The sequence below is a fragment of the Rhizobium leguminosarum bv. viciae genome (assembly GCF_012276115.1).
Lineage (GTDB): Bacteria > Pseudomonadota > Alphaproteobacteria > Rhizobiales > Rhizobiaceae > Rhizobium > Rhizobium leguminosarum_T.
The window spans coordinates 93,532-110,313 of record NZ_WIEU01000016.1 but is presented as its reverse complement, the minus strand read 5'-3'; the positions used below and the strand labels follow the sequence as shown (position 1 = coordinate 110,313).

Here is a 16,782-nt window from a genome sequence, read left to right as displayed (position 1 = left end):
TCCGATGCTCCATCGATTTCTATTGTCAAGACACTCGATAAAGTTGCACACTGAAACAGCCTATCAAACGGGGGGATAGAAATGGCAAACCACAAGCCGGTCGCAGGTGATGTATACCAGCCTATTTTCAACATCGACAACCCGATCGACGGCAACATCCTGGACAATACCAGTTCGGTGGATGCCGACGGAGATCAGGTGCGTCTCAACTTCGTCAATGGACAGCGAATTCCGCAGCCGGCCGATCCGAACGGGCCTGCCACGACCACCACAGTCGAGGGAAAATACGGCACTCTGACCGTCTACTCCAACGGTAACTACACCTATGAGCTCGATCACACCAACCCGGTGGTATCAGCGCTCGGCCCGGGAGACCAACTCGTCGACCAGTTCAATTTCAAGATCTCGGATGGCAAAGGCGCCACCGACTTCGGCTTGCTCAACATCGCGGTCGACCTGCCGGAACGCGGCGACGTCTTCGTCAATTTCGAGGATGTCGGCAACCACGACTTCCCAACGGGCTACAAAGGCTTCGATTGGGGCGCCTGGTACGATGGTGACGACGCGACTGTGCGGGAGGAAGCGGATGGCAACCACTATCTGGGAGGAGGCGTGTTCTGGACACCCATCCAAGCCGCCGATGGCGGCAACTTTCAGATCGAGCAATTCAGTGTCGCCAACGGCACATCGGACTACGACAACGTTCTGACGATCGAAGGTAAGCTGGATGGCGATACCGTATTCTTGGTCACGGTCAACGTCACCGCCGACAGCATTCATGACCCGCAAGTGATCGATCTCAGCGCCTACGGCGAAATCGACCAACTCGTGCTCGACACCGAACCCGTCATCAACGAAACGAGCGGCCCGGATTATTACGGCGCGCAATACGACAACTTTCATTTCATCGTTTGATTGATGGGGAAAGGGCGCCGCATCACCGAAATCTGTGCACCTTCACCGACTGCGCTCTGCGGCGCCTATCTGGATACCAATTTCTTGCGATAGCTGACGGGCCTGCATCTTGGTAGCATTGGATCGTTCGAGGGGGCACGATTACGCTGGGATGGAGGAAATGATGCAGCCAGTCGGGATCAGGTTAGCCGCGGTCATGTTCTCGCTTGCCGTATGGGCTATTATTATCGCTGTCGCAGCCCACCTTTGGGCGACGAAGATGCCTCTGTTGCTTCTGACGCTCTACAGATAGGCCTGTCCTCAGTGTTGGCGGGGATCCTGCAGATCAGGGCCGAGTTTTTCGCCTCGTTCCGCGAGCTTATCCACAGCGTCGACGTAATCGGCCACCTTTCCGCATTGTCGACGCGGATGCTCGAGTTATTCCCCAGGAGCAATTCAGTCCGGTTATCCCTGACGATCGGCACCGCTTCCCGGATACCCTCGGGCAGGTTGTCGTAAGGGTATTTGACCTTGTCCCGAAAGATGGTCTGCGCATCGCCAAGAGTGTGCACAATCGTGCCGGCGCAACACGCAGGCATCAGCATGAAGATCTGAATGAAGGTCGTGAGACCGAGCTGGCGGGCTTTCAGCAGCACATTCAGGTAATGCATCTGCTCGAAGAAGGTCATCTGAGCCCAGCTCCTTTCAAACGCGACCCGTTTACCTTCCTTGTCCGTGATCCAACAGAGGTTGTTCAGACGCCAGCGCCAGTCCGAGAACTGATCAACTGCCGCTTGGAAGTCTGCGGGTCTTGCCATTGATAGCTTCCAGCAGCTGCGACACCTCACCCGTCACGCCGTGTTCCAGTTCGACCTTGGCGCCATACTTTTTCGGCTTCAGCTTCTCGGCAATCCACTGCCGGGTCGAGACGCGGAGCTGCGAGCGTCGAAGAGCCTCGCCGTTCTCCTGCCAGCCTGTCGTTTCACTGTCGGCGTTCTTCTTTTCCATCCAGTCGTTCGTGCCGTCGTCGGCAACCTCGACCATCTCGTCGACGAAGCCGTCGGCCTGGATCTCGCGCGCCTGCGCATACTTGGTCCGAAAAGCGGCCTTGTCGTCATCAGCCAGCCAGGCGAGCACTGTCGACTTAGCCGGCATCGCCTCGTCCCTGCAGATGGTCGGAGGCTTTCGCCATCAGCGATGCGTTCGCAGATGATGCCGGCAAGGGAATTTGGTAGGTCTGCCTGTATGGTCCTGCCTTCTGATCGGCCGGGCTGCTGTAGCGTGACGTCACGTGACGTCACAGTGACGGAATGTGACGCTTGGAACAGCGCTACGATGTTGAGGCCGTGGTCCCGGTCAGCGCCACGATGGCGGCGTGAACAGGCAGGATCGTTCCGGCGGGTACGTTCTTGAATACGATGGTGTCCATGTCCCGACGCGGCGCAATGGCAACATCGCCCACCGTGCCGATGTAGAGGGCTCGCGCGCCGACAATGGCGGTATCGTTCGGCGTCACCGCCGCGGCTCGGGAGGCCGGAGCAATCGAGGGGTCCATATTAATCTCCTTCTAGAGTGCCTTTGTCGCCGTTGCCTTAGGCAGCCAGTCTACCGCCTGCGCAATGGAAGGCTCTCGACTCTGAGTAGTTTCTAATGCAAGCTTGAATTGTCCGCCGACGCCAACTTTGCTGCGGCAGACAGGGGGAGGAGATGTTTGAAGCCATACCGTACATTGGTAGTGGTCTCGCGCTGGTTGCCTTCATTGTTGCTGTCAGCTTTTACGCCTACCGCGAGATCCTGAAAACACAGCGCGATAACGTCCGGCATGCTCAACCGAGCGATGTTGACGACGTTATCGCTACTGCAAGCGAGTACATAAAAGTTGACATCTCTCAATTGCCTGAAGGTCAGCGAAAAGACATTGTCATTCGCCAGTTGGACATCAAGGCAGCGCGCGAAAGCCGCAAAATCTGGGCCCTTGTGCTTTGCGCATTCATGATAGCCGGGTTGACCGCACTTGCTATTCTGACCTCCAGGCCGGCAGGTTTGGGATCTCCAACGCAGTCCTCCGAATCCGGGCCTGTTGGTGCGACGGCCGAACCTGTGGAGGATGTTACCCCCTCAACACCAACTCTCCTACCGAACGAACCCTACATTGAGCCGGTAGTCGAAACTACCGTCGCAGCCGCACCTGATGATCAACAGATCCTCGCATCAGCACCGACTGAGCCATCCGAAAATCTCGAGAATCTACCTGAAGAACAGCTGGCACTACCGGAATCAGAACCTTTGCCAGATCCGGAGCCTATTGGGTGGATTTATCTTGGAACGCTGAACAGCGACAACACTTGGACTCAACCTCGCTCCGATTCACTATCGGGCCAAGCGGCAGAAGATGTCGTTGGGAAGTCTCTAGTTCTTAATCAGACGGTTAACGTTCGTGACGGACCTTATCTTAGCACGTACAAATCGAATGGCGGCTGCTCAAACACCCCTTCAAATCAGATCGGAAGAGCGCTAGCCGCGGCGTCAACGGTGAAAATAATCCAAGTACAGCGCGTGTTGCCGTGTTGGCCAGAATTCGTCTGGGCGCAAGTCGCGGTCGAGTAACACCGGGTGTCTCGGAATAAGGGAGCAGGCGAGATGGGCGAAATGATCAAGTTTGGCGTTACGACCGCGATAGCCGTGATTACAGTCGGGCTGGGTCTTTTTCAATTCGCCAGCACAAGTGCCCTTTCGGTTCGCGAGCCATTCGTCGAGGAGCAAACGAGGCTTTGTATCGAAGCCTCTGAGCACGCAGCAAGGCTTGCGAGTACCATCGATCCAGAAACGTGGAAGAAGTCGCGTGAGGAATTCTGGATGCTCTATTTAGGACCCCTCGCGATGGTCGAAGACGTCGAGAGTCAGTCGCAGTCGCGTGTCGCCAACGAGATGGTAAAATTTGGGAATTTATTAAACGGGCGAAACGAAACGGCCTTGCCCATGAACTCTCTGCGTTCGCCAGCACTCGCCATCGCCCATGCCTGCCAGGCATCGATACGATCAAAATGGGATGTTGGAATACTTTCCTGGTTCATTTAGGTTGGCGGAAGACGCTGGTTCCGCATGCGCGCCAAGGCAGACTCGAGGCGTCGACGGCCAGGTAACAACTGCCACCAATATTCTGGGGGCACTGCTGGTTCGCTAAACCACGATGGATGTAAGCTCATGCTCCAGCGTTACGGTCAACAAAGGCTGCAGGAATAGACGCCTCCACATGCGGACATAGTTTAGCCGCGCCGGTGTCCCGGTGTTCGAATTTCCTCAAGGGAAAGGGTTCGATTGCAGCTTCACCGTTCGGCCCGCTCTATGAGCTGCCGGCGGCGTTCGTTGCGCCAGTGAGCGTGGGCAAGAACCTCACCCCTCACTTGCTCCTTCTGGTTGGTCACTTCGACATCGCGCCAGGCCGTGGCGCATTTCTTCGAAGCTACCGTTTTGAGGTGGGTTTTAGATCGATTTCCGTCACCTCGTCAAAGGCCACTGTCAACCGGAGGCGGTGCCTTTGGTTGAGATTGTTCGCAATGCATTGACAATCCGATTGAATCCGTTACCCCAGCCGTAGAGGCAGTCGAGCAATACTGTGATTTCTGTGTACGTGAAGCTGAATCCTTCATGCGTAGATGAGATGCTGAAATACTGGCTAAACGCTCACCCCGCCTTCCGTCTTTGGGGCACGCACCGTCAAGATCACTTCTGCCGAAAGATGATTCATTTGTCGTCTATCTCCAATCCTTTGCGAGATGGGACTGCTCCATAATGAAGGGAAGCTTCTCAGCAATGACTTCGGCGGTCGACGAATTCACCGCCCACTCCTGAGCATATTGCGTCCCTCGGACAATCAATACCGCTCCAAGGTCAACTAGGCCGTTGCCATCCGCCTTTTGCACGGAGGTTTTTGTGTCGAAAACCAACCACGCTTCCAATCCGGGCTTTGCGAAAAGGCAGTTTTCGAGACCACACCTCTGCTTTTCGAAGCCGAGCTTCTCAAAATACTCGATTATACCAGGAAGCGTGCCATCAGACTTCAAGTGCTGAATTTGAGCTTCCGGCACACGAAAATTAATCAGACGCATCTCGTGCGCGCTTGATTGCAACATCCAATTTGGCGGATCGCGCTGCACCCTTTGCAGTGTACCAATGAGCGCCTGAGCCTCGCCCCGCAACGAGCTCGCCATTTTGTTGATTTGGCCATCATCGTCGACCGAGTAGAGCACGATCAGCGAAATACCAAAATCGTTCACCTCGAAGCAGCGAACCTCGAAGCGGTAGTCTCCCGTGTTAAACGTCAGGTAAGTGACGTCGTTAGAGGGGCTACTGTCAACAAGGGTATATCCCGACTTTTCACCCCAGGTCTTTACGAAATCAAAGCAGAACTGCTGATTGCGGTAGGGCAAATGCACCGTGGCGGAATTTAGATATCGGCTACCGCTCCAAATATTATCTTCGTTCAAGTATTCATCGAGAGACGAAACGCTCTATTTTAACAACACTTTGATTCTACTGGCACTAAACGTGACGATATCAGCCTTAATAGCTAGAAGTACCGCGATTAAAACCGCACCAATGCCGGCAACGGCTTTGTGTTTCATAAAAATATTCAAGATTCTGCGCATATATTTTCTACCTTAGTTGTATTTCGAAAATTAAAGCCTATTCGATAATATAACCCAAAGACATTTTCACTGAAAATGCGGCATGCAGATCGGGACAGATCTTTAGTATTTACCTTCTGCGTCCTTCGCAGCGAGGTACGCAGCCGGATCTATACGTTTGACTTCAGATGCCGGGCCAAACGTCCCAAGCCGATGATCGCGAAACTTTCTGATCGCCCGTGGATCGAATTTAGCGGAGGCGATGTTTCGCACCCAGCCCAGTCGAAAAAGATCGAGCGCGACGTCGTTGACGGATTTGCGGGAGATGTTCGCCGACGCATCGATAATCGACGCCTATGTCGAGGAATACAAAGCCGAGAGCAAGCGAATAGCCGCCGAGCGCCGGAACAGCCTGGAGAAAGGGAACGAGCGCTGGCGGACGTCCAGGGCCGAATAGCGCGACTTATTGATCAAGTTTCGCGGGGAGCGATCGACGGGGATGACGTCGCGATGATGCTGCCCACTCTGAAGACCGAGCGCGAAAGGCTGAAATCGGACCTTGCCTCAGGAGAGCGCCAGCCCCAATGGCCTCTACAATCTGTCGAAGCTGTCGGTCTGGTGGCTGAGGCTCGGCATCGGCATCGAGCGCATCAAACCCGGTCACCCGCAGCAGAACGGCCACCACGAGCGCATGCATCTGACGTTGAAGAAGGAGGCCACCCGCCCGCCCGGCAGGACGATCCTCCAACAGCAGGCACGCTTCGATGACTTCATCCGCGAATTCAATGAGGAACGCCCACATGAGGCGCTGAACATGCGGCATCCGGCAGAGATTTATCGGCCGTCAGACCGCCTCTATACCGGCCTGCCCGAGATCGAATACCCCTTCCATGACCGCGACGTGCTGGTCACCAATTGTGGACGCATCTGTATGCACCGCAAGAAGATCAATATCTCAACCGTCATGGCCGGACAGAAACTCGGCATCAAAGAAATTGATAACGGCATTTGGCTCATAAGCTTCATGCACTATGATCTGGGATATATCGACCTGGAGCAGAGAACCTTGCAAACCATCGACAACCCGTTCGGCACGAGGTTGTCAACTATGTCTTAGTACGTTCCATTACCTATGTGTCGGGAATGGACACTCTTCTGATGGTAGCGGAGGAGGGATTTGAACCCCCGACACAAGGATTATGATTCCTCTGCTCTGACCTACTGAGCTACTCCGCCACTGGTCAACGATACCCACTCGCGAAGCGATGCCGGTTCGTGGGATGAGCGGCTTATAAGGTGCGCTTCGGCTTTGTGTCAAGCGCATGATCGAGAAAAACGGTGGGCTTTGCCGCCTCCCCTTTCCGATGGGTTTCAGGCGGCGACGGGGCTGGCCAGAAGGGCCTTCAGGCAGGCTTCCGCCGAAGGTTCGCGCTCGGAGCGTTCGATGAAACCGCCACCAAAGACGCGGGCGTTGTCGCCGGGCGCCGAATAAAGCGCGCAGGCCTGGCCGGGCGCGATGCCCGCCTCGCCGACCGTCAGGTCGACATAGGTCCCTGTTGCATCGATATGCAGCACGGCGGGCGCCGGCGCCCGTGTCGAGCGGACCTTGGCGTAGCAGGCAAAGCCCTTGCCGGCGGCGGCTTCCTGAAGTGTTTCGTCGCCCAGCCAGTTGATGTCGCGCAGGTAGACGCGGTGCGTTTCCAGCGCCTCCTTCGGTCCGACGATGACGCGGCGCGAACGGGCGTCGAGAAAGACGACGTAGAGCGGCTCGCCGGTAGCGATGCCGATGCCGCGGCGTTGGCCGATGGTGAAGTGCAGGATGCCCTCATGGGTTCCGAGCACGCGGCCATCGAGATGGACGATCTCGCCGGCAAGCGCCGCATTCGGCTTCAGCTTGGTGATGACGTCGGAATATTTACCCTGCGGCACGAAGCAGATGTCCTGGCTGTCGGCCTTCTTTGCAACGACGAGGCCCATCTCTTCGGCGAGCCTGCGGGTCTCGGCCTTCGGCAGGCCGCCCAGGGGAAAGCGGAGATAATCGATCTGTTCCTGCGTCGTGGCGAAGAGGAAATAGCTTTGGTCGCGGTCGGCATCGGCCGGGCGGAAAAGCGCGCGGCGGCCGGGATTGGCCGGCGAGGGGTTCAGTCCCGAGCGGATATAGTGACCGGTCGCCAGCGCATCGGCGCCAAGTTCCTTGGCGGTCGCCAGCAGATCGGCGAATTTGACGGTCTGGTTGCAGGAAACGCAAGGGATCGGCGTTTCGCCCGCCACATAGCTCTCGGCGAAGGGATTGATCACCGTCTCGCGGAAGCGCTTTTCGTAATCGAGCACGTAATGCGGGATGCCGAGCGTTTCGCAGACGCGGCGCGCATCGTCGATATCCTGGCCGGCGCAGCAGGAGCCGGCGCGGTGAACGGCTGCGCCATGATCGTAAAGCTGCAGCGTGATGCCGAGCACATCGTAACCCTGTTGCTTGAGAAGGCCGGCGACGACGGATGAATCGACGCCGCCCGACATGGCAACGACGACACGGGTCTCTTCCGGCTTCTTGTCAAAATCCAGTGTGTTCAACGATGGTGCCAATTCTGCGCGGTCACGATCCGCCTTTGCGCTGCAATTGCGGCGGATTGCTGATCTCCGGCGGGATCGACCGCCGTCTCTCGATGAGGCACCGATATAGAAAGGATTGTCGCGGGACGCAAGGGGCGGCATCGGCGCCGGAGTGTTTTGCATTCCCGCACCAAAGAAAGGCGCAGCCGAAGCCACGCCCTGGAGCGGGGGGTGCGGCTCAAGTGCCGATCAGCTTGTTGCAGGCGAATGCGATGCCCGGATTGGTGACAATGGCGGTTACAAGCGCCAGTCCGATCATCGAGAATGAATAGCGTTTCATAGACATCCTCCTTTCCAGCCCGCGACAATTATGCCGCTTCTGCCGCCGTTCTCAAAATGACGAATGCTTGATGGCATCAGGCGGCATACCTCTGCCGGACGGCTGATCCCAGCTGCCGCGCAAGCACGCCTATCTACAAGACTTAGCAGCCCTCAGCGCGCGGCCGTGGATCAGCGCCTCCGCCTCGTGCTGCGGCATCGGCCGGCCGAGCAGATAGCCCTGCACCTCACTGAAGCCTTCGGCGCGCAGCTTCTGTAACTGCTCCTCCGTCTCTATCCCTTCGGCCAGCGTCGTCGCATTGAAGCCGGAGCCGATGCCGACGACGGCACGCACGATGGCGAGATTGCCCGCATCCGTCTCGATGCCCGAAACGAAGCTGCGGTCGAGCTTGATCTTGTCGAAGGGGAAGGACCGGAGATAACTCAGCGACGAATAACCGGTGCCGAAATCGTCGATGGCGATGCGGAGGCCGAGATCCTTCAATGCGCGTAGCCGCGGCAGGCTTTGGTCGGCATCGGTCAGGAATACGGACTCGGTGATTTCGATTTCAAGCCGGTCGGTATTGAGGCCGGTCTCGTCGAGCGCCGCGACCACGGTCGAAAGCAGACTCGCATGCCGAAACTGGCTGACGGAGAGATTGACGGCGATCCTCAGATGGGCGGGCCAGCCGGCGGCCGCGCGGCAGGCTTCCCGGATCACCCAGTCGCCGATCGGCACGATAAGGCCGGTTTCCTCGGCAAGCGGAATGAATTCCATCGGCGCCACCAGCCCGCGCTTGGGATGGCGCCAGCGGATCAGCGCCTCAAAGCCGCCGATGTCGTCATTGTCGAGCTGCACGATCGGCTGGTAATGCAGCTCGAACTGGCGCTTCTCCAGCGCTTCCCACAGCTCGGCGGTCATCACGTGCCGGCGCTCGGCGGCAAGCCGCATCTCCGTCTCGTAGAAACGATAGGTCGAGCGCCCGTTCTCCTTGGCAGCATAGAGCGCCAGATCCGCATGCCGCATCAGCACATCCGCGTCGCCGGCATGATCGGGCGCCAAGGCGATGCCGATACTGCAGGTGACATGCTCCCGGGCGCCGTCGAGATCGAAGGCACGGCTCAGCGCCTTGAGCAGCCGCTGCGCAAAACGCCCGGCCCGCTCCGATCCGTCGAGCTCCAGCACAACGGCGAATTCGTCGCCGCCGAGACGGGCGACGAGATCGCCCTCCTCCGCCAGCTGCAGCAGCCGCTCCGACACCTGGCAAAGCAGCGCGTCGCCGGCGGCATGTCCCTTGCTGTCGTTGATATGCTTGAAGTGATCGACGTCGATATAGAGCAGCGCGATCGGGCTGTCGGTGGTCGCTTCGACCGCCCGCTGGTTGATACGCCTGGAAAATGCCGCCCGGTTCGGCAGGCCGGTGAGCGAATCGTGCATGGCGAGATGGGCAAGCTTTGCCTCGACGGTCCGCTCCTCCGTCACGTCCTGCGAGATGCCGAGCAGATAACGCGGCGCACGGCCCTCCGGCGTCGGCAGGGCGCGCTTGACGGTGCGCAGGATGCGCGGCACGCCATCGGCGCGCTGCATCGTCTCCTCGAAGCTGATTGCCGCATTGGTTTCGAAGGCCCGGCGATCCTGCTCGCGGAAGGCGTCTGTCTGGCCGGCGGGAAACAGCGCCCGGTCGGTTTGGCCGACCACGTGCTCCGCCCTCATGCCGACGATATCGCCGCAGGCCTCGTTGAAGAGAACGTAGAGCCCGTCCGCTTCCATGTCCTTGACGAAGACGCCGACCGGCAGGTTGTCGACGATGCTGTCGAGAAGCGAGCGCGTATCGCTCATCTGGCGTCTGGCGGCATTGACCTCGCTGCGATCCTGCACGATTGCCAGGATCGCGGCCCGGCCCTCGAAACGCACTTCTCGGCCATAGGTCAGCACTTCGAAGGTCTCGCCGCTCGCCTTGAGGTGAACCCAGCGTTCCGCCTTTTCCATGTCGGTACGGCCGCTGACGGCGTCGATCATCCTCTCCCGCTCATGCTCCGGGCGGATATCCAGAACCGTCATGCGCTGGTACTCGTCCGCGCCGTAGCCGTAAAGTGCTGCCGCCGCCTCGTTGACGATGAGAAAGCGCAGCGATGCCGGATCATAGACCCACATCGGCGACGGATGCGTTGCAAACAATGACCGGAAGTCGTCGTTTGGTGCTTCGGTCTGCTCGGTCTTCTGCAAGGGGGCCATGGAACTTCGCGCGCGGTTGATGCCGATGTCAGGGGTATACCGAGAAAAGTTAAATAAAATCAGAATCATACACAGGGTTAAACTTTAGGCTTTCGCCTTCAGAATATGCAAAAGCGGCGGCTTGGCATGGCGGTCTCGGACCTCGATGAAATAATTGGGGCACCATGGAACAATTCTCTCGATCGTGCATTCCCAGGCATCGAAGTCGCAAGCCAGTTGCTGAGGAGGGTTTCATGGGCAGGTTCGGCACGACGACGGATTACAGCAGGATCAGACACTGGATCGAAGAACGTGGTGGCCATCCCGCCCGCATCAAGGACGCGAGCGATAGCGAAACCGTCCGCGTCGATTTTTCCTCGGAAACACAGGAAGAGATTTCCTGGGACGAATTCTTTCAGGGCCTCGACGGCAGCAGGCTCGCCTTCCTTCACCGCACCAAGGCTGAAGACGATGTCGCCCGTTTCGGCAGGCTCGTCCGCCGGAAACGCCGGCACCGTTAATTTATCTGTTCCTGAAACAGCAAAAACCCGGCGCCGTTTCCAGCGCCGGGTTTTTCATTTCCTTGGGAGGAAAAACTCAGTCGATATTGAAGGTCAGCAGCTTTGCCTGGCGTACCGCCTGATGGGCGGTCAACTCAGCAAGCACGGCGTCATCAACCTTGCCGTCGACATAGAGCAGTGCGATAGCGTCGCCGCCCTGCTTGTCACGGCCGAGCTGGAAGTTGGCGATGTTGACGCCGGCAGCACCAAGCGTCGTGCCGATGAAGCCGATCATGCCAGGGACGTCGGTATTGGTGATATAGATCATGTGCGAGCCGACATCGGCATCGAGGTTGATGCCCTTGATCTGGATGAAGCGCGGCTTGCCGTCCGAAAACACCGTGCCGGCGACCGCGCGTGTCATGCTTTCGGTCGTCACCGTCAGCTTGATATAGCCGTCGAAGACCCCGGTTTTGTCGCGCTTGACCTCGGAAAGCACGACGCCCTTTTCCTTGACCATGATCGGCGCCGAAACCATGTTGACGTCGGCGACCTGCGGGCGGATGAGGCCGGCGAGCACAGCACTCGTCAGCGCCCGCGTGTTCATGTTGGCGGTGATGCCGTCATAGAGGATTTCGATTTCCTTGATCGGTTCTTCGGTGACCTGGCCGACGAAGGCGCCGAGAACGTCGGCAAGACGGATGAAGGGCTTCAGGATCGGCGCTTCCTCAGCCGTGATCGACGGCATGTTGATGGCGTTGGAGACGGCGCCGTTGACAAGGTAATCCGCCATCTGTTCGGCCACCTGCAAAGCGACGTTTTCCTGCGCCTCGGTCGTCGAGGCACCGAGATGCGGCGTGCAGACGACGTTCGGCAGGCCGAAGAGCGGGCTTTCCTTGGCGGGCTCGACCTCGAACACGTCGAAGGCGGCACCGGCGACATGGCCCGACTTGATCGCCTCGGCAAGCGCTGCCTCATCGACCAGGCCGCCGCGGGCGCAGTTGATGATGCGCACGCCGGGCTTGGTCTTCGCCAGCGCTTCCTTGTCGAGGATGCCGCGCGTCTTGTCGGTCATCGGCACATGCAGCGTGATGAAATCGGCGCGGGCGAAAAGCTCTTCCAGCTCGACCTTGGTGACGCCCATCTCTTCGGCGCGCTCCTTGGAGAGGAACGGATCGTAAGCGACGACGTGCATTTTGAGGCCGATGGCCCGGGCGCAGACGATCGAGCCGATATTGCCGGCGCCGATGACGCCGAGCGTCTTGCCGGTGATCTCGACGCCCATGAACTTCGACTTCTCCCACTTGCCGGCCTGCGTCGAGGTATCGGCTGCCGGAAGCTGGCGGGCGACGGCGAACATCAACGCGATCGCGTGTTCGGCCGTCGTGATCGAGTTGCCGAAGGGTGTGTTCATCACGATGATACCGCGGCGCGAGGCGGCCGGGATATCGACATTGTCGACGCCGATACCGGCACGGCCGACGACCTTGAGGTTCGTCGCCCCCTCGATGATCTTTTCCGTCACCTTGGTGGCGGAGCGGATGGCCAGGCCATCATACTTGCCGATGACTTCGAGCAGACGGTCTTTGTCCTTGCCGAGCTGCGGTTCGAAATCGACTTCGACGCCGCGGTCGCGAAAAATCTGGACGGCGGTTTCCGACAATTCGTCGGATACGAGAACGCGAGGTGCCATGAGGGCCTCCTTCAAAAGTGTTCAGCGATGAATGAATCAGGAATGCTGGCTCCGCCCTGTGGCGGAGCCGGATGCGATCACCTCAGGCTGCCGCCTGAGCGAGCTGCGCCTTCTGCGTTTCGAAAGCCCAGGAAAGCCAGGGCATCAGCTTCTGCATGTCGGATGCCTCGATCGTGGCGCCAGCCCAGATGCGCAGGCCCGACGGAGCGTCGCGGTAGTGGCCGACGTCATAAGCGACACCTTCTTTTTCCAGGAGGCCGACCAGGCCCTTGGCGAAATTCGCCTGGCCGTCGTCATCAAGCGCTGCGATGTCCTTGTCGACGATCTTCAGGCAGACGGAGGTGTTGGAGGCCGTTTCCGGCTTGACGGCGAGATTGGCGATCCAGTCGTTTGCCGCGACGAAATCGTGGATGACCTTGGCATTGGCATCGGCACGCGCGATCAGCCCCTTGAGGCCGCCGAGTTCCTTCGCCCAGACAAGCGCATCGATATAGTCCTCGACGCAGAGCATCGACGGGGTGTTGATCGTCTCGCCCTGGAAGATGCCCTCCGTCAGTTTGCCGCCCGAGGTCATGCGGAAGATCTTCGGCAGCGGCCAGGCTGGCGTGTAGGTGACCAGACGCTCGACGGCGCGCGGCGAAAGAATGATGACGCCATGGGCACCCTCGCCGCCCAGAACCTTCTGCCAGGAGAAGGTCACGACGTCGAGCTTGGCGAAATCGAGTGCCTGCGCGAAAGCGGCCGAGGTGGCGTCGCAGATCGTCAGACCCTTGCGGTCGGCTGGGATGAAATCGGCGTTCGGCACACGCACGCCCGAGGTGGTGCCGTTCCAGGTGAAGACGACGTCGCGGTCGAAATCGACGGCGGAGAGATCCGGAAGCTCGCCGTAACCGGCTTCGAGCTTGCGCACATCCTTGAGCTTCAGCTGCTTGACGACATCGGTGACCCAGCCGGCACCGAAGCTTTCCCAGGCGAGCATATCGACGCCGCGTTCGCCGAGCAGCGACCAAAGCGCCATTTCGACGGCGCCGGTATCGGACGCCGGAACGATGCCGATGCGGTAATCCGCCGGCACTTCGAGAATTTCACGGGTAAGGTCGATGGCCTGCTTGAGCTTGGCCTTACCGACCTTCGCGCGGTGCGAACGGCCAAGGGCCGCGTCGGAAAGGGCTTCGAGCGACCAACCGGGGCGCTTCGAGCAGGGGCCAGAAGAAAAATGAGTATTCTGCGGACGGATGTCCGGCTTTGCGGTCTTCGCCATGATGCTATCCTCTCAGATAGAAAGCCCTTCGTTGGGGAAGGGTGTCCCGCCGCCGTGTGTATGGATCCGGCGCGTCATAGTCAAGATCGAAGTGTCGCGGGCGGAACATATTTTGACGCAGGGCTGTACGGCCGCAATACAAAAAAGCCGCCCGGGTCGGGGCGGCTTTCAGATGTCAGGGGATCGGACTTACTTGTAGACCGGCTGCTGCAGCGGGATTTCCGGCGGCGGTTCGTAGCTCGCCTGAGCGCAGCCGCCGAAGAGATAGCGGGCGCCGACGCGGGCTTCGTGGGCGCTCAGACCCTTGTCGCGGCCCGGGCCGCCATTGTCGGCATAGCCGAACATGTTGCCGCCATCGATATGCAGGTAACGGTAGCCGACATCGGCCTTGATATTGCAGGTCACGTCGATCGAAGCGCCGGCCATCAGGGCGTAGGTGAAGCGCCAGTTGCCCTTGCCGCCGTGGCTGACTTCGTCATCGCAGAAGCTGCCGTCATCGGCGCAGGCGACGTTGCTGAGGTTCTTCCACTTCACGTAGGAACCGCCGATACCGGCGCCGACATAAGGCGTGACGTAGCCGTAGGTGCCGAGATCGACATAGGCGTTGGCGAGCAGCGTATAGGCGGTCAGCGAGGAGGAATCGCGCGAGGTGCAATCCACCAGGGGGAAGCCGCACTGCCCGACCGTCGAGCCATTGAAATCCGCCTCCGTCATGTAGTCGAAAGTCAGATCGGTGCGCAGATAGCTGTTGATCTGATAACCGACACCGCCGCCGATCGTCCATGCGTCATCGAGATCGGCGTCGTCGAAATCGACTTCCGTGGCGTTGCTGCCCTGGAAATAGCGGGCGCCGCGCAGATCGGTAAAGGCATAGCCGACATCGCCGCGCAGGTACCAGCCGGTCGCTTCCGTGACCGTCACCTCGGGCGGCTGCTCCGGGATAGGCTCGGCAGGGGCGAAGTCCGCGGAATAGGCGTTTGTCGCGATCAACAATACGGCGAAGATGCCGGACAAGCTTCTTTTCATGGATCCCACTCCAAAATTCCGTTGCGTCGGCAGGCTCTGTCGCTGCCAATCTGGTACGCTTCGGATGGATAATGAATGGGAAACGTTAAAAGCTGCTTAACCACGATTATTTACCTTGATGCCAGGCATCAAGGCGGCCCGAAACATAGATCGGTTTGGATCATCGGGATGGTTTGGCCGCGGCGATCAGCTCAAAATAGTGCGCATGCATAACAAAAAAGCCGGCCCTTGCGCACCGGCTTTTGACATCTCGTCCCGAAAAATCAGGCGGCAGTCCGGACGTTCGAGATCGTGCCTATCAGCTCGTTGACGATGCGCTCGATCTGGGCGCGGTCGTCGCCTTCGGCCATGACGCGGATCAGCGGCTCGGTGCCCGAGGGGCGGATGACGAGGCGGCCGTTCCTCGCAAGCTCGGCTTCGGCATCGGCGATCGCCTTCCGCACCTGGATATCCTCCAGCGGCTTGCCACCGCTGATGCGGACATTGCGTAGCAGCTGCGGCACTGGCTCGAAGCGACGGCAGACCTCGCTGACGGTCCGGCCGGTGCGTTTGACCGCAGCCAGGATCTGCAGCGCCGCGACGAGACCGTCGCCGGTCGTGCCGTAATCCGAAAGCACGATGTGGCCGGACTGCTCGCCGCCGACATTGTAATTATGCTGGCGCATATGCTCGACGACGTAACGGTCACCGACCTTCGTCCGGGCAAGGCCGAGGCCCTTGTCATCGAGGAAACGCTCGAGGCCGAGATTGGACATGACGGTCGCAACGATACCATTGCCGCGCAGCTGCTGGCTCTCGGCCCAGCTCTCGGCGATGACGGCCATCAGCTGGTCGCCGTCGACGATCGAGCCGTTCTCGTCGACGATGATGACGCGATCCGCATCGCCATCAAGCGCGATGCCGATATCGGCGCGCACCTCGTCGACCTTCTTCTGCAACGCGACGGGGCTGGTGGAACCACAATTGAGGTTGATGTTGATGCCGCTCGGCTCGTTGCCGATAGTGACGACCTCAGCACCGAGTTCCCAGAGCACGGCGGGCGCCACCTTGTAGGCGGCACCGTTGGCGCAATCGATGGCGATCCGGAGACCCTGCAGCGTGACGTCGCGCGGCAGCGTGCGTTTGACATGCTCGAGATAGCGATAGATATCGCCATCGACGCGCTTGGCTCGGCCGATTTCCTCAGCCTTGGCAAGCTGCCCCGATAGATCCTTCTCGAGCAGATCCTCGATCTGCGCTTCGATGTCATCGGAGAGCTTGTAGCCGTCCGGACCGAAAAGTTTGATACCATTGTCTTGGAACGGATTGTGCGAGGCCGAAATCATCACCCCAATATCGCATCGCAGGGAACGCGTCAGCATGGCAACCGCAGGTGTCGGAATAGGGCCGAGCAGGAACACGTCCAGTCCAGCCGCGGTAAAACCGGCCACGAGGGCATTCTCCAGCATGTATCCTGACAGGCGCGTGTCCTTGCCGATCACCACACGATGACGGTGGGCGCCGTTACGGAAAATCGTTCCTGCGGCGATGCCAACCCGCATCGCAAGGTCCGGCGTCATCGGGAAGACGTTGGCCTGGCCGCGAATGCCGTCCGTACCGAAATAGCGTCTTTTCATCTGCACTCCTGCGCTTTCCGCGCGCCATTCAGGGCAGCGCATCGTTCCAAGCGAATCCGGCTTCAGTGGAATGTCGTCAAT

The 16,782-nt window shown here is 59.2% G+C and carries 12 protein-coding genes, 1 tRNA gene and 4 pseudogenes; 6 read left to right on the top strand and 11 right to left on the bottom strand.

Annotation, left to right across the window (positions count from 1 at the left end; all coding sequences use genetic code 11):
* Positions 1–81 precede the first annotated feature (81 nt).
* Positions 82–915 (top strand): VCBS domain-containing protein, encoded by an 834-nt coding sequence (locus GFM02_RS24675; protein WP_168323066.1) that lies wholly within the window; start codon positions 82–84, stop codon positions 913–915.
* 356 nt (positions 916–1,271) lie between these two features.
* Here the strand turns inward: GFM02_RS24675 and GFM02_RS24670 are convergent.
* The 3 pseudogenes from GFM02_RS24670 to GFM02_RS24660 all read right to left on the bottom strand — a co-directional run.
* Positions 1,272–1,712: pseudogene (locus tag GFM02_RS24670) on the bottom strand (terminase); the annotation flags it as partial.
* Positions 1,678–2,141, bottom strand: a pseudogene (locus GFM02_RS24665) (terminase small subunit protein). The pseudogenes GFM02_RS24665 and GFM02_RS24670, both read right to left, overlap by 35 nt.
* Positions 2,142–2,216: 75 nt before the next feature.
* Positions 2,217–2,449: pseudogene (locus GFM02_RS24660) on the bottom strand (spike base protein, RCAP_Rcc01079 family); the annotation flags it as partial.
* A 152-nt stretch (positions 2,450–2,601) separates the two neighbouring features.
* Here GFM02_RS24660 and GFM02_RS24655 point away from each other — a divergent pair.
* Positions 2,602–3,501, top strand: coding sequence for a hypothetical protein (locus GFM02_RS24655; protein ID WP_168271530.1), 900 nt, complete (start codon positions 2,602–2,604; stop codon positions 3,499–3,501).
* A 33-nt stretch (positions 3,502–3,534) separates the two neighbouring features.
* On the top strand, positions 3,535–3,972 hold the full coding sequence (locus tag GFM02_RS24650; RefSeq protein ID WP_168271531.1) for a hypothetical protein: 438 nt from the start codon (positions 3,535–3,537) through the stop codon (positions 3,970–3,972).
* 677 nt (positions 3,973–4,649) lie between these two features.
* Here GFM02_RS24650 and GFM02_RS24645 read toward each other — a convergent pair.
* Complete coding sequence (locus tag GFM02_RS24645; RefSeq protein ID WP_168323065.1) at positions 4,650–5,381, bottom strand: hypothetical protein; 732 nt, start codon at positions 5,379–5,381, stop codon at positions 4,650–4,652.
* A 403-nt stretch (positions 5,382–5,784) separates the two neighbouring features.
* Here GFM02_RS24645 and GFM02_RS24640 point away from each other — a divergent pair, with 403 nt between their 5' ends.
* Together GFM02_RS24640 and GFM02_RS24635 are read left to right on the top strand one after the other, a co-directional pair.
* The gene (locus GFM02_RS24640; RefSeq protein ID WP_168323064.1) at positions 5,785–5,979 is read left to right on the top strand and encodes a hypothetical protein; all 195 of its coding nucleotides are present in this window, start codon (positions 5,785–5,787) and stop codon (positions 5,977–5,979) included.
* 117 nt (positions 5,980–6,096) lie between these two features.
* Positions 6,097–6,639: pseudogene (locus GFM02_RS24635) on the top strand (integrase core domain-containing protein); the annotation flags it as partial.
* A gap of 42 nt (positions 6,640–6,681) precedes the next feature.
* On the opposite strand, the gene GFM02_RS24630 reads toward GFM02_RS24635, so the two are convergent.
* The 3 genes from GFM02_RS24630 to GFM02_RS24620 all read right to left on the bottom strand — a co-directional run bounded on the left by GFM02_RS24630 (position 6,682) and on the right by GFM02_RS24620 (position 10,695).
* A tRNA-Met gene (locus GFM02_RS24630) sits at positions 6,682–6,758 on the bottom strand.
* 135 nt (positions 6,759–6,893) lie between these two features.
* Positions 6,894–8,093 carry a tRNA 2-thiouridine(34) synthase MnmA gene (gene mnmA / locus GFM02_RS24625; RefSeq protein WP_168323063.1) on the bottom strand — a complete coding sequence of 400 codons (1,200 nt, stop codon included), beginning with the start codon at positions 8,091–8,093 and terminating at the stop codon, positions 6,894–6,896.
* A 448-nt stretch (positions 8,094–8,541) separates the two neighbouring features.
* Positions 8,542–10,695 (bottom strand): putative bifunctional diguanylate cyclase/phosphodiesterase, encoded by a 2,154-nt coding sequence (locus tag GFM02_RS24620; RefSeq protein WP_168323062.1) that lies wholly within the window; start codon positions 10,693–10,695, stop codon positions 8,542–8,544.
* Positions 10,696–10,859: 164 nt separating this feature from the next.
* Between GFM02_RS24620 and GFM02_RS24615 the strand changes: the two genes are divergently transcribed.
* A complete protein-coding gene (locus GFM02_RS24615; RefSeq protein WP_077979586.1) occupies positions 10,860–11,126 on the top strand; it encodes a hypothetical protein in 267 nt (88 codons plus the stop codon).
* 76 nt (positions 11,127–11,202) lie between these two features.
* Here GFM02_RS24615 and serA read toward each other — a convergent pair whose 3' ends face one another.
* From serA to glmM, 4 genes are all read right to left on the bottom strand, one after another.
* Complete coding sequence (serA, locus tag GFM02_RS24610) at positions 11,203–12,798, bottom strand: phosphoglycerate dehydrogenase (protein ID WP_168303045.1); 1,596 nt, start codon at positions 12,796–12,798, stop codon at positions 11,203–11,205.
* An 82-nt stretch (positions 12,799–12,880) separates the two neighbouring features.
* Entirely contained in the window at positions 12,881–14,059 is a 1,179-nt protein-coding gene (locus GFM02_RS24605) for a phosphoserine transaminase (RefSeq protein ID WP_168271556.1), read from the bottom strand.
* A gap of 189 nt (positions 14,060–14,248) precedes the next feature.
* Positions 14,249–15,085 (bottom strand): outer membrane protein, encoded by an 837-nt coding sequence (locus tag GFM02_RS24600; protein WP_168271557.1) that lies wholly within the window; start codon positions 15,083–15,085, stop codon positions 14,249–14,251.
* Positions 15,086–15,348: 263 nt separating this feature from the next.
* Positions 15,349–16,701 carry a phosphoglucosamine mutase gene (glmM, locus tag GFM02_RS24595; protein ID WP_168271558.1) on the bottom strand — a complete coding sequence of 451 codons (1,353 nt, stop codon included), beginning with the start codon at positions 16,699–16,701 and terminating at the stop codon, positions 15,349–15,351.
* Positions 16,702–16,782: the final 81 nt, after the last annotated feature.